The organism is Kribbella italica (genome assembly GCF_014205135.1).
Lineage (GTDB): Bacteria > Actinomycetota > Actinomycetes > Propionibacteriales > Kribbellaceae > Kribbella > Kribbella italica.
This window is the reverse complement of record NZ_JACHMY010000001.1, coordinates 2958396-2971621: the sequence shown is the minus strand read 5'-3', so window position 1 is coordinate 2971621 and position 13226 is coordinate 2958396. Positions and strand designations below refer to the sequence as shown.

Genomic DNA, 13226 nt, shown 5'->3' with positions numbered 1-13226 from the left:
GCGAGCTGTGAGGACGCCCCGATGACCGACCGCCAGATCCCCCGCTGGTCCGAGCTGAAGCCTCTGCTGCGCGCCAAGCCGATCACCACGAACCCGACCGAGCGCCGCCTGGAGAAGGCCCTGACGATCGCGGACCTCCGCAAGATCGCCAAACGCCGTACGCCGCGCTCGGTCTTCGACTACACCGACGGCGCGGCCGAGTCCGAGATCAGCTTGCAGCGGGCCCGGCAGTTGTTCGCCGAGATGGAGCTGCAGCCGTCCATCCTGCGCAACGTCTCTGACATCGACCTGAGCACCGACATCCTCGGCCGCCGCTCCGAGCTGCCGTTCGCGTTCGCACCGACCGGCTTCACCCGGATGATGAACCACGAGGGCGAGAGCGCGGTCGTCAAGGTCGCCGAGCAGATCGGCATCCCGTACGCGCTGTCCACCATGGGCACCACCTCGATCGAGGACGTCGCCACGGCCGGCCCGGACGCCCGCAAGTGGTTCCAGCTGTACGTGTGGCGCGACCGTGACGCGGGGGAGGACCTGGTCAAGCGCTCGGCCGCCGCCGGGTACGAGGCGCTGATGCTGACCGTCGACGTGCCGGTCGCTGGTGCGCGGCTGCGCGACGTCCGCAACGGCTTCACCATCCCGCCGTCGCTCACGGCCAAGACCGTGCTCGACGCGTCCATGCACCCGGCCTGGTGGGTCAACCTGCTCACCACCCGGCCGCTGACGTTCGCCTCGCTGTCCAGCTGGGACGGCACGGTCGCGGAGCTGCTGGACCAGCTGTTCGACCCGACCATGACGCTGGACGACCTCGCCTGGATCCGCTCGATCTGGGACGGCCCGCTGATCATCAAGGGCATCCAGACCGTCGACGACGCGCGGCGGGTGGTCGATGCGGGCGCCGACGCCGTCGTCCTGTCCAACCACGGTGGCCGCCAGCTGGACCGGGCGCCCACGCCGCTGCGCATCCTGCCGGACGTCCGCAAGGCCGTCGGCACCGACGCCGAGGTCCACCTCGACACGGGCATCATGAGCGGCGCCGACATCGTCGCGGCACTCGCGCTGGGCGCCGACGCCTGCCTGGTCGGCCGTGCCTATCTGTACGGGCTGATGGCCGGCGGCCAGCGCGGTGTCGAGCGTGCTGCGCAGATCCTGACGACTGAAGTACGCCGGACGATGGCGCTGCTCGGCGTACCGAGCGTGAAGGACCTGAACCCCTCACACGTCCGCTTGCCCTGACACCCGAGCCTCCAACGGCAGGTGGGCGACAATGCGCAGCCCACCTGTCGGCGTACGACTGGCCGTCAACGTCCCGCCGAGAGCCGTCGCGCGTTCCCGCATCCCGATGATCCCGTTGCCCTCGTGCGGCGGCCCGGTCAGCGACTCCCCGTCGTCGTCCACCTGCAGCACCAGCGACTCCTCGCCGTACTGGATGCGCACGGTCGCCGCGGTCGCCTTCGCGTGTCGCACGATGTTGGTCAGCGACTCCTGAATGATCCGGAACGCGGCCCGGTCCAGCCCGGTCGGCAACGGCCGCGGGTCGCCGTGCACGATCGTGTGCACCTCCAGCCCGGCTCGCGACGTACCGGTGATCAGGTGATCGAGCCGCTCGAGTCCGGCGACTGGTTGCCTGGGCGCTGACTCGTCGTTCTGCCGCAGGATCCCCACGATCGACCGGAGCTCGACCAGCGCCTCCTTGCTCGCGTCCTTGATCGCCGACAGCGCCGGCCCGGCCTGCTCCGGCTTCCGATCGACCAGGTGCAGCGCCGTCGAGGCCTGCACGTTGATCAGCGAGATGTGGTGCGCGACGACGTCGTGCAGCTCCTGCGCGATCCGCAGCCGCTCCTCCCCGGCGCGGCGCAGTTCCTCTTCCTCGCGGGTCTTGTTGGCCGCCGCGACCCGGTCCCGGTGCGCCCGGAACAGCTCGGCGAGGAATCCGAGGACCAGGAAGCAGGTGCCGACCAGAAGGATCTGGTAGACGTTCTGGTCGTTGATGCCGAGCACGAACCGGCCCAGCACATGGCCGGTGTAGAGCGCGGCGATCGCGATCCAGCCGGCCGAGCGGTGACCGGCCCGGATCGCCGCGAACACCGCGATCACGAAGGCGAAGATCACCGGGCCGTACCCGTACTCGCGCAGCATGTAGACGAGCGACGAGGCCGCCGTGGCCCACAGGACCGGCACGGGATGGGTCCTGAGCCAGTAGAGCGACACCGACCCGATCAGGACGAGCACGACCAGCAGCCAGTCGGCATCACGCCGGTCCGGCTGGTTGTTGCTCGAGCCGATCGACCCGACCACGGCCACGACGGAGATGACCGCCGGCAGGGCGATCCGTCTCACCTGAGGCCAGAACGTTGTGGTGCTCACCCTCAGAACCCTAGAGCCCGTGGTGACCCGCTGTCGTCGTCGCCACGGAGTACTCGCGGCTGCTTCACCCGGAGTACGTCAGTACTTGACGTTGTAGATGCCCTTCTCGTACTTCGGTCCGTAGTACTGCTCGAGCTCGGCCAGGTCGTCGTCCGGCCGGTCCAGCGCCTTGGCGATCTGCGCCCGGCTCGGTACGGCGTCCGGCTCCCAGGTCTCCGGCTTCCAGATCTTCGACCGCAGGAACGCCTTCGAGCAGTGGTGGAAGATCTCCTCGATCTCGACCAGCAGGGCCAGCTGCGGGCGGTTGCCCTTGACCACCATGTCGTCGAAGAACGGCGCTTCGCGGACGATCCGCGCCCGGCCGTTGATCCGCAGCGTCTCGCCGCGGCCCGGGATCAGGAAGATCAGCCCGACGTTCGGGTTGCTGACGAGGTTGATGAAGCCGTCGATCCGCCGGTTGCCGGCGCGCTCGGGAACGGCGATCGTGCTGTCGTCGAGGACCAGCGTGAATCCGGCCGGGTCGCCCTTGGGGGAGACGTCGCAACTGCCGTCGGCCGCGGAGGTCGCGATCAGGCAGAACGGCGACGCGGCGAGCCACTCCTTGTCGAGGTCGTGCAGTTCCTTGCGCACCTTGCCGGAGACGCTCGCCAACGGCTCCGGGACGACCTCGCGCAGCTCTTCGTAGGTAGTGATCTCGACCAGTCCGGGGATGTCCATCAGGCGGCGTACTCCTCTACCGAAGAAGGCTGGACCGCCTTGCTGGCGGGCCGAGTCCGTGCAGCCCATCGTACGGCGGGACCAGTTGCACAACTGGTCCCCAGGAACAGCGCACCGACGATCATCCATCCGATCGGACCCCATCCGAGCACGAGCGTGGTGAGCAGCACCGGACCCAGCATCCGAGCAACGGCAGGACCGGTTCCGAAGAATCCCTGGTACTGCCCCTGCTGCTCGGCCGGGGCAAGACCGAAGCTGATCTCCCACGCACCGGACGCCAGTTTCATCTCGCCGAAGGTCAGCAGCGCCGCAGCCGCAGCCAGTACGACGGCCGTCGCGGCCGGGGGAGCGCCGCTCGCGGAGAGCGCGAAGACGGCGCAGGCCGCGAGCATCGCGACCCCGGCCACTCGCACCGATCGCGTCGCGGTCTTCAGGTTGGTGACGCTGCGAGCGACGCGGACCTGGAACGCGGTGACGCCGAGGGTGTTGATGACGAGTAGGGATGCGACGACCCAGCCGGGAGCGTTCGTCCGCTCGACGATCCACAGCGGCACCACCAGGCTGAGCAACGGCATGAACATCAACATCACCGCGTTCAGCAGCGCCAGTACGGCGTACGGCCGATCGCGCAGCACAGCCAGCCGCGGCTCACCTTGCGTCCTGGCCTTGACCGCCGGTACCGCCGGCACTCTGTGGATGAGCGCCGCCGCTGCCAAGAAACTCACCGCATCGATAGCAAACACCGCCAGGTACGCCTCTGAGGTGTCGAACTTCAACGCCACCCCGCCAAGCGCGGCCCCCACCGCAAGCCCACCGTTGGCCGTCGCCTGCAACGTCGCCCGGATCCTCGTCCGCTCCGCAGGCGACACCAACCCAGCCAGCAACGCCTGCCTCGCAGCGGTCAACCCGGTCTGACTACTCGCGTAAGCGATCGCCGCCACCAGAAACAGCGGAAAACTCCGAACCACCAAGAACGACCCCACCGACAGCGCCGTAGACACCGCCAGCACCATCGCGACCCCGCGCGGCCCTCGCCGATCCGCCAGATGCCCCAGCGGAACCCCGGTCAAGAACCCGACCAGCCAAGCAATAGTCAGCCCAAGCCACACCTGGGCGGTCGACAACCCCACCACCCGGGTGAAGAACAACGCCGACGTGACGATGAACGCGCCATCGCCCACCGAGTTCGCCAACTGCGCCGCCGCAAGCCGCTTCGAGGTCGTCATGAGTCGAGCCTAAGGCGCAGCGGCCCATCAGTCAGGGCCACTTTAGGCCACATCTTTTGGGCCAATATTCCCCTGTGGACAACCGCCGAAGCACGTCCCCGCAACGGCATCTTCTAGGCATGACCTTCTTCGACCTACCCCAGAACTGGCGCGACCGGCCCCTCACCGAGCAGCCCCTCGCCACCAACGTCGCCGACCTCTACTGCACCGCCGGCGACCGCAGGCGCGGCGCCCTGACCCTCATCATCTGCGACGAGAAAGACCGCTTCAAAGGCGCCATCGCCATCGACCTCCGCGACCTCACCCCCGACCCGCCATCCCCGAACACCCCCAAAGCCAGCGCCTCAACCCCAATCAGACGAGCCGCCGCTCTCCGCCCAGTCATCCGACCACTCCAGGTCTACCCCGGCGGCGCCCTAATCCTCACCCTCGGCCGCAAAGGCCCCTCCGCAACCACCACCACCGACCGCGAATGGGCCGAAGGAGCCACCCGAGCCTGCCGCTCCCTAGGAGTCCGCCTCCTCACCTTCTACATAGCCTCCCGCGACCAAGTCTTCCCCGCCGACCTCACCACCTCCATCACCAACCTCCCCACCGCAGCCTGACCCGTGGGCCGGCGGACCCCCACCCCCCACACCACCGCCCATGCCACCGCCCATGCCACCGCCCATGCCACCGCCCATGCCACCGCCCATGCCACCGCCCATGCCACCGCCCATGCCACCGCCCATGCCACCGCCCATGCCACCGCCCATGCCACCGCCCATGCCACCGCCCATGCCACCGCCCATGCCACCGCCCATGCCACCGCCCATGCCACCGCCCATGCCACCGCCCATGCCACCGCCCACACCACTCCTCTTTTCTCTTTCTCCGGCCGAAGCGACCTCAGCCCCCACCAACCCCACCGGCCGCATCCCCAACCACCCCAGCCACAGCCGACCCAGGAGCACCCCATGTCGACCTCACCACACCCCGCACGACTCCCGTCCTCACCAGCCCCCGCACAAACACCGACCGCACCCCGGGGGGCCTGACCCGCCAACCTCCCCACGTCCGTCGCCAACCTCCCCACCTCAGCCTGCCCCCCGGGGGCTAGCGGATCCCCACCGCCCACCTCACCGCGCACTCCGCTCCTCTTTCTCCTCCTCCGGCCGAAGCGACCTCAACCCCACCAACCCCACCGGCCGCATCCCCAACCACCCCAGCCACAGCCGACCCAGGAGCACCCCATGTCGCCCTCACCTGACCCCGCACAACCACCGTCCTCACCACACCCCGCACAACCACCGCCCTCACCGCACCCCACGCGGCCTGAACTGAACGCTGATCCGCGGCCCAATCCGCCCGGAAGCCTTCGGAATCGCATGCTCCCAAGTCCTCTGACAGGACCCACCCATCACAATCAAATCCCCATGCCCCAGCGGATACCTGATCGTCGACCCCACCGGCCCACTCACCGACCCCGGCCGTGGCCGCAGCGCGAGCACCCGCGGCTCACCCACCGACAGGATCGCCACCATCGTGTCCTCACGTTCCCCACGCCCGAGCTTGTCCCCGTGCCAGGCCACGCTGTCCCGCCCGTCCCGGTAGTAACACAACCCAGCCGTCCGGAACGGCTCACCCAACTCCTCCGCGTAGTGCTCGCTCAGCAACTCCCGCGCCTCGTCCAGGATCGACAGCGGCAAGGTGTCGCTCTCCCCGTAGAAACAGAGCAACCGCGGCACCTCGACCACCCGGTCGTACATCTGCCGCCGCTCATCCCGCCACGGCACGTCCACCGCCAGCCGTTCGTACACCTGATCGGCTCCCGACAACCACCCCGGCAGCACGTCGATCCATGCCCCGTGGCTCAGCTCCGTCCGCTGCAGCGCGTCCAGCGACCCCAGCTCCGGATCAGCGAACGCATCCAGCAAGGACGCTTGAAGGTCAGCACCCATGCCGCCACTGTACCCGAGATTCGAACATATGTTCCCCTGACTCCAACCCCTCTCTCCGCCGCCCACGCCCACCTGAAACCAGTGGTGCCAGTGAGACCAATGAGGCACTTCCCGCGCTGGCCCTCACCTGCGAAAGACTGCCCTCACCATCGCCACGGACCGCAGTGGAGCCCCCATGTCACGCTTGCTGATCCAGAACTGCTCGGTCCTGGTCGTCCCCGCCACCGGCGAGTGCCGCGTCGACGAGGCCCAGGACATCCAGATCACCGACGGCAAGATCACGTCGATCACGCCCACCGCGCAGACCCCAGCCGGTGACCTCGAGGTCCTCGACGCCACCGGCCTGCTCGCGGTCCCCGGCCTCACCAACGCGCACACCCACAGCCCCATGGTCATGATGCGAGGTGCCGCCGAGGACCTCTCGATCGACAACTGGTTCAACCAGAAGATCTGGCCCATGGAAATGAACCTCACCCCCGACCGCGTGAGAGTAGGCGCGCGCCTGGCCTGCGCCGAAATGCTGCTGGCCGGCGTCACCACCTTCGTGGACCACTACTTCCACGCCGACCAGATCGCCCAAGCCGCCCTGGAACTAGGCATCCGAGCCGACCTGGCCCCCACCTTCTTCACCTCCACCGGCCCGGCCGCCCGCGAAGCAGCCTTCGACACCGCCCGCCAAATCCGTGCCCTAGGCAACAACCGCATCACCGCCAGCCTGGGTCCCCACGCCCCCTACACCGTCTCGGAAGAAGACCTGCGCCGCACCGCAGAGGTAGCCCAGGCCGAAAACTTCCGCATCCACCTCCATGCCGCCGAGACGATGGACCAAACCGCCTCATCCCAAACACAGTACGGCGCCACCCCCATCCAGATCCTCGACCGCACCGGCATCCTCGCGTCAGGCTCCTTGATCGCCCACGGCTGCGGCATCGTGGACTCCGACTACGCCCTCCTCCAAGCCCACGCCGACCGCACGGTCGTGGCCACCTGCCCCAAGGTCTACCTGAAACTTGCCATGGGCAACATCACTCCCATCAAGCAACTCCACGCCGCCGGCATCCCCGTAGCCATCGGCACCGACGGCGCCGCGGTCCACAACACCCTCGACGTCTGGGAGTCCCTCCGCCTGGTGGCGCTCACCGAAAAGCACCAACAAAACAATGCCGAATGGATGCCCCTCTCGGAAACCCTCCGCCTGGCCACCCACAACGGCGCCAAAGCCTCAACCCACAACACCGGCACCCTGCAACCAGGCCACCAAGCCGACCTAGCTCTGGTAGACCTCTCCGCTCCCCACAACCAACCCCTCCACAACCCCCTAGCAGCCCTCGTCTACTCAACCCGCCCCACCGACGTGGTCCACGTAGTAGTAGACGGCAACCTGGTAGTCAAAAACCGATCCCTGACCACAGCAGACCTCACCGAAATCCTCACCCAAGCCAACGAAGTAGCCCACACCCTCACAGACCTCACCAACCCCGGCGCCATCCAGCACTACGCCCCATGACCCAGCTGGCGCCGACCGAGTCCTGTCGACGTTTGCCGAACGAACCGCCTCCATCACCGCGGCGCTGGTCGGCTGTCCCGTGAATGCTGGCAGCACCGACCCAGCAGTTCTCCCGACTAGCGATCTCCTGGGCAACCAAGCCCCGAACTCACCAGGTTCCCGCAACGCTCGCCGTACCCGAACAACGAAGCCGCGCGCCGAGTGGTCCGGTCCGCAGGCTCGTGATTGGACCTTCAGACCAGACCGGTGATCGTCGAGGATCGAGGGACCGACCGACGATCAGCAGGAGGCTCCGATGACCACCGCACTTCCCGACACCGAACCACAGACCGCAGCAGGCAAGGTGCTGTGGCACTTCACGATGTCGCTCGACGGATTCATCGCCGGCCCGAACCACGCCATGGACTGGATGGGCGGCATCACCAACGTGCGCCCCGACATCACCCAGGAGTACATGCAAACCACCGGCGCGATCCTCGGCGGCCGGGACGGCTTCGACGCCTTCCCCGACGCCGACTCCACCTACGAAGGCGCCTGGCAGGTCCCCGTGTTCATCCTCACCCACCATCCCGAAGACGCCCCGCCCACACCCAGTACGACGTTCCTCAACTGCGACGTGGCCGAAGCGGTCCGGATCGGCCTCGAAGCGGCCGGCGGGAAGAACCTGGAGATCCTCTCGGCCTCGATCGGCCGGCAACTCCTCGACCGCGGCCTGATCGACGAGATCGACCTGCACATCGCACCCGTCCTGCTCGGAGACGGGATCCGCCTGCTCGACAACCCCGGCGGTTCGCCCGTCAAGCTCCACCTCCTCAACGGCACCAACCCCACCACCGAAATCAACGTCCGCTACCGCCCGGTCCCCACCAACCAACACGCATGAGAGGAGTCACCGCTGGAAGACCAGTCACCTGACAGAGATTCCGTCGCACGCAAGACCTAGGAGTCCGCCAGCAATCCGTGGATCTCTCCATCACCCGACTGCACCAGGCAAGCGATCCTCTGCAGCGTCTCCAGTGGGGTGAGCACCGAATTGTCGACGGCTGCCGACCAAGGTGAACGCGTGGCCCGCGGAATCCGGAAGTCGTTCATGAGATCGGACGGCGACCGGTCCGGATCGTCGGCTGTACGCCGAAGTACTGCTTCGGCGCTGGGATCCAAGGTGACGTGGAAGACCCGGCCGAGTTGCAGGAGGCACGGGATGACCGGGTTCAGGTCGACGGCGTCGTGGATGCTGTTGCCCGCGATGAGGACGTTCTCGCAGCCCGCTCCGAAGAACGATTCCGCGAGCTGTGCGGATTGGCGCAGGACGAGGGCGGTGCGGGCATCGTCGTACGGCAGGTCCCAGTGCGGGTCGACCATGAGGAACAGTTGGTCGGTGTCGACTGCGGCGGTCCGGCCCCAGATGGCGAGCTTCTCGTCGTGGCTCAACCGGAGGACGGTCGTCTTGCCGGAGCCGGCCGGCCCGGAGAGAAAGACGGTTCTAGGCATCCGCTCAGCTTGCCCTACCGGGAGGATCGCTCAGGCCCGCTGGGCACAGTTCGACGGCCGGCCGTATCGGTGCTTCCACACCACAGGTTGGAGTCGAGGCCTGGCCTCGGGAAGTCCGCCAGTGGTTCGGCTTTGCCGTTGTGCGAAGTGGCATTTTATGTCTTCAGCGGCAGGCGATTAGCGTCGGAAACATGGTGGAGACAGAGTTTCAGACAGCTGAAGAGCAGGCGTCCGCGTTGCGGGCCGGTGACGTGAGCTCGGTGGAACTGACCGACGAGGCGATCGCCCGGATCGAGCGGGACGACCAGGCGATCAACGCGATCTGTGTGCCGGACTTCGATCGTGCGCGGGCGGCCGCACGTGATGCCGACCAAGCGCGTGCTCGCGGTGAGGATCGCGCGCTGCTCGGGATTCCGGTCACGGTCAAGGAGTCCTACGACGTCAGCGGGCTGCCCACGACCTGGGGCATGCCTGCGCACCGGGACTTCGAACCGGCCGAGGACGCAGTACAGGTGTCGCGGCTGAAGGCCGCCGGCGCGGTGGTGCTCGGCAAGACCAACGTTCCGTTGGGGCTGCAGGACATCCAGACCTTCAACGAGATCTACGGCACGACCAACAACCCGTGGGATCACACCCGTACGTCGGGTGGATCCTCCGGCGGATCGGCGGCGGCCCTGGCCTCCGGATTCGGCGCCCTGTCCATCGGCTCCGACCTCGCCGGCTCGCTGCGTACCCCCGCGCATTTCTGCGGCATCTACGCGCACAAGCCGACACTCGGCCTGGCGGCAACCCGCGGCATGGTCGCGCCACCGGGACCGCCGTTGCCGGTCGACCTCGACCTCGCCGTTGTCGGCCCGATGGCGCGCAGCGCCGGCGACCTCACACTCCTGCTCGACGTGATGGCCGGACCGGACCCGCTGACGCACGGCAAGGCGTACGGCGTGAAGCTGCCGCCCGCGCGCCACGAACGGCTCGGCGACTTCCGGGTCCTGGTCATCGACGACCATCCGCTCATCCCGACCGGTTCCGCCGTCCGGGCGGGCGTGAACCGGGTGGCCGACGCGCTCGTCGACGGCGGCGCCCGCGTCGAACGGCACAGCCCGCTTCTGCCCGACCTGACCGAAGCCGGCACGCTCTACATGCAGTTCTTGTTCTCGGGCTCCGTTGCCCGTTTCCCCGTCGAAGCGTACGAACAGCTCCGGACCCGCGCGGCCGCTCTGAGTGCGGACGACCAGAGCCTCGACGCGACGCGGCTGCGCGGGATGGTGCTCAGCCACCGCGACTGGATCGAGGCAACCAACCGTCGTGAGCTGCACCGCCACAGCTGGCGGCAGCTCTTCGCCGAGTTCGACGCCGTGGTGTGCCCGATCACGCCGACTCCCGCGTTCCCGCACGACCACAACCCCGACGTGCTGGTACGCCGGATCGACATCGACGGCGCCAAGTCCCCGTACTTCGACCAACTAGTCTGGGCCGGCCTGGCCACCATGCCCGGCCTACCCGCCACGGCCGTACCAACAGGCCGTTCCCCCGAAGGGCTGCCGGTAGGCGTGCAGCTCATCGGCCCAATGTACGAGGACCGCACCCCACTACGCCTGGCCGAACTACTCGAGCAGAATCTCGGCGGCTTCCAACCACCGCAGTAGACCCACGACCAGAGAGGGCGGCGGTCGCGACCGTGGGGGATGCGATGAACGATGGCGGCAAGGATCGCGTGTCTCACCGCAACGAACCGCGCGGACAAGGAGTTGCAGCACCGGATGGAGGACGCGCTGTCGTCGACCCGGGCGGCGGTGGCCGAAGGGACCGTGGCCGGCGGCGGGTGGCGATCCTGCCCCAGGTCGCCGGCGCGGTTGGTCGCGCCGGCGCGCGCCGACGGTCCCGCGGCCGCCGAGCCCTCGCTCCGCCGAGCCGCCGAGCGTTCGACCGTCCCGCGGCCGCCGCTCCGCCGGACCGTCGCGCACTCGCCGGTCCCGCGGCGGCCGCTCCGCCGAGCCGTCGCGGGCTGGACAACCAGGCCCCACCCACTCCCGCGCTCTCCGGCCGCAGCGGCCTCCACCCCCGGCGACCTTCCCGGCCGCATCAACACTCTCCGACACCCCACATGTGCTGACCTTCGACGCCCGCGCCACAGTCCCGCGGCGGCCGACCCTGTCACTCCGCCGGGCCGTAGCGTCGTCGCGCCGTACGTCGGCTACCGCCGCCTCACAGGTCCGGCGGCTGCCTCCTCACGTGCCCGGCGTCGACCTTGCCGCGCGGGCCGACTCGATGGCCGGCACATGGGTCTCGGCCCACTCACGAACCGCCCGCAGCGGAACGAGGAGCGAATCCCCGAGTGGCGTCAGCGCGTACTCCACGTGCGGCGGGTTGCCGCCGTGGTCCGTGCGCGAGACCAGTCCGTCGTACTCCATCGCGCGCAGCGTCTCGGTCAAGGCCTTCGGGGTGATGCCACGGATGTGCGCCTTGAGTTCGGTGAATCGCATCGGCCCCGCGGCCAGGGCGTTGACGACGAAGACCGTCCACCGGGCGCCGATGCGGTGCAGCACGGTGCGGCTCGGACAGGTCGCCGCCATGACGTTGTAGGCCTTGCTCATCGGCTCCCACCAGTAGCGTTGTAGATACCGGTATCAAATCTATACTGTCTCGCCCATGACAGCCACCGTCCCCGCCGCCACGGCTCGTGCCGGGCTCGGCGCGAGCTACTGGCGGCTCCTCAGCGCCGCCTCCCTGTCGAGCCTGGCCGACGGTACGCTCAAGGTCGCCCTGCCCCTGCTGGCCCGCTCGTTTACCGATGCCCCGCTCGCGATCGCCGGGGTCGGCTTCGCGGCGATGCTTCCCTGGCTGCTGCTCTCGCTCCCCGCAGGCGCGATCGTCGACCGCGCGGACCGCAAGACCGTCCTCCTCGCCGTGAACCTGGTCCGAGCGGCGGTCCTCACGCTGTCCGTGGTCCTCGCCGTCGTCGGCTTCGGCTCGATCGCCCTGATCTACGTGGTGGCCTTCAGTGCAGGGGTGGCGGAGACGTTCTACGCGACCGCGGCGTCGGCGATCGTGCCTCAACTCGTCGACCGGACCCAGCTTGACCGGGCCAACGCTCTCCAGCAGATCGCCGATCAGGCCACGAACCAGTTCGCGGGCCCGGCGCTCGGCGGAGTGCTGGTCGGCGTCGGCGTCGGCCTGGCACTCGGCGGGCCGGCCGTGGTGTGGACCCTTGCCGTGGTGATGCTGATCGCACTCACGGGCACCTTCCGGGCCCGTCGTGGCGAACTGACGGAGGCCGCATCGCTGCGGTCCGACATCGCCATCGGCCTGCGGTTCCTGGCCCGCAGCGTGGCGCTGCGCGCGGTGTGCGTCTGCGTGGCCATCACCAACTTCGCCGGCGCTGCCGCTGCCGGCGTCTTCGTGGTGTACGCCGTCGGTCCCGGCTCGGCGCTCGGGCTGAGCCCAAGCAGGTTCGGGCTGTTGATCGCAGCCTCGGCCGTCGGCAGCGTTCTCGGGTCGCTGCTGATCCGGGCAGCAACCAGGGCGCTCGGCCTGCGGATTCTCCTCGCGATCAACGCGGTGACCCAGGCCGGTCAGATCGTGATGCCCGTGCTCACCCACAATCTCGTCGCGATCGGCACGGCGTACGCGCTCGGCGGACTCGGCGTCGCGCTCTGGAACGTCGGAACGGTGACCATGCGCCAGCGCATCGTCCCCCTGCACCTCCTCGGTCGCGTCATCAGCACCCACCGACTCGTCGCCTGGGGAAGCCTCGCCCTCGGCGCCCTCACCGGCGGGCTGGTCGCCCAGACCGCCGGACTGATCCCCTTGTTCTGGGGAGCCACCGCCATGACCTTCGCCGGCGCACTCGCCCTCCTACCGCTGACAACACCAAGGATCGACAAGGAGGCACTAGACGCCGCCATGACCCCTTAGGTCCGCGAAGCCAAGTAGACGCGGTCCGGCAAGGAGCTTCCGCAGATACTCGACGCGCCCCGCCCG

At 68.5% G+C, this 13226-nt stretch carries 12 protein-coding genes; 6 read left to right on the top strand and 6 right to left on the bottom strand.

The genetic code is table 11. From position 1 onward, the window contains the following. Nucleotides 1-21: 21 nt before the first annotated feature. A complete protein-coding gene (locus tag HDA39_RS13695) occupies nt 22-1233 on the top strand; it encodes an alpha-hydroxy acid oxidase (RefSeq protein ID WP_184795593.1) in 1212 nt (403 codons plus the stop codon). Here the strand turns inward: HDA39_RS13695 and HDA39_RS13690 are convergent. The 3 genes from HDA39_RS13690 to HDA39_RS13680 form a co-directional block, all read right to left on the bottom strand. Next, entirely contained in the window at nt 1213-2364 is a 1152-nt protein-coding gene (locus HDA39_RS13690) for a sensor histidine kinase (protein WP_337925742.1), read from the bottom strand. The genes HDA39_RS13695 and HDA39_RS13690 overlap by 21 nt on opposite strands. A gap of 78 nt (nt 2365-2442) precedes the next feature. Further along, nucleotides 2443-3081, bottom strand: coding sequence for a pyridoxamine 5'-phosphate oxidase family protein (locus HDA39_RS13685; protein ID WP_184795592.1), 639 nt, complete (start codon nt 3079-3081; stop codon nt 2443-2445). Beyond that, nucleotides 3081-4307: an MFS transporter gene (locus HDA39_RS13680; protein ID WP_184795591.1), complete on the bottom strand. Its 1227-nt coding sequence runs from the start codon at nt 4305-4307 to the stop codon at nt 3081-3083. Before HDA39_RS13680 ends, HDA39_RS13685 begins: the two co-directional genes overlap by 1 nt. Nucleotides 4308-4426: 119 nt before the next feature. On the opposite strand from HDA39_RS13680, the gene HDA39_RS13675 reads away from it, so the two are divergent. Next, nucleotides 4427-4912 (top strand): hypothetical protein, encoded by a 486-nt coding sequence (locus HDA39_RS13675; RefSeq protein ID WP_184795590.1) that lies wholly within the window; start codon nt 4427-4429, stop codon nt 4910-4912. Nucleotides 4913-5602: 690 nt separating this feature from the next. Here the strand turns inward: HDA39_RS13675 and HDA39_RS13670 are convergent. After that, entirely contained in the window at nt 5603-6247 is a 645-nt protein-coding gene (locus HDA39_RS13670) for an alpha-ketoglutarate-dependent dioxygenase AlkB (RefSeq protein WP_184795589.1), read from the bottom strand. A gap of 175 nt (nt 6248-6422) precedes the next feature. Here HDA39_RS13670 and HDA39_RS13665 point away from each other — a divergent pair, with 175 nt between their 5' ends. Together HDA39_RS13665 and HDA39_RS13660 are read left to right on the top strand one after the other, a co-directional pair. After that, nucleotides 6423-7754, top strand: a complete 1332-nt coding sequence (locus HDA39_RS13665; protein WP_184795588.1) for an amidohydrolase — start codon at nt 6423-6425, stop codon at nt 7752-7754. 295 nt (nt 7755-8049) lie between these two features. Continuing rightward, complete coding sequence (locus HDA39_RS13660) at nt 8050-8637, top strand: dihydrofolate reductase family protein (RefSeq protein ID WP_184795587.1); 588 nt, start codon at nt 8050-8052, stop codon at nt 8635-8637. 56 nt (nt 8638-8693) lie between these two features. Here the strand turns inward: HDA39_RS13660 and HDA39_RS13655 are convergent, their stop codons facing one another. After that, complete coding sequence (locus HDA39_RS13655; RefSeq protein WP_184795586.1) at nt 8694-9245, bottom strand: nucleoside/nucleotide kinase family protein; 552 nt, start codon at nt 9243-9245, stop codon at nt 8694-8696. 191 nt (nt 9246-9436) lie between these two features. Here HDA39_RS13655 and HDA39_RS13650 point away from each other — a divergent pair, with 191 nt between their 5' ends. After that, nucleotides 9437-10891: an amidase gene (locus tag HDA39_RS13650; RefSeq protein ID WP_202892991.1), complete on the top strand. Its 1455-nt coding sequence runs from the start codon at nt 9437-9439 to the stop codon at nt 10889-10891. A 582-nt stretch (nt 10892-11473) separates the two neighbouring features. Here the strand turns inward: HDA39_RS13650 and HDA39_RS13645 are convergent. Continuing rightward, complete coding sequence (locus HDA39_RS13645) at nt 11474-11839, bottom strand: winged helix-turn-helix transcriptional regulator (protein WP_184795585.1); 366 nt, start codon at nt 11837-11839, stop codon at nt 11474-11476. A gap of 55 nt (nt 11840-11894) precedes the next feature. Between HDA39_RS13645 and HDA39_RS13640 the strand changes: the two genes are divergently transcribed. Next, nucleotides 11895-13160 (top strand): MFS transporter, encoded by a 1266-nt coding sequence (locus tag HDA39_RS13640; RefSeq protein ID WP_184795584.1) that lies wholly within the window; start codon nt 11895-11897, stop codon nt 13158-13160. Nucleotides 13161-13226: the final 66 nt, after the last annotated feature.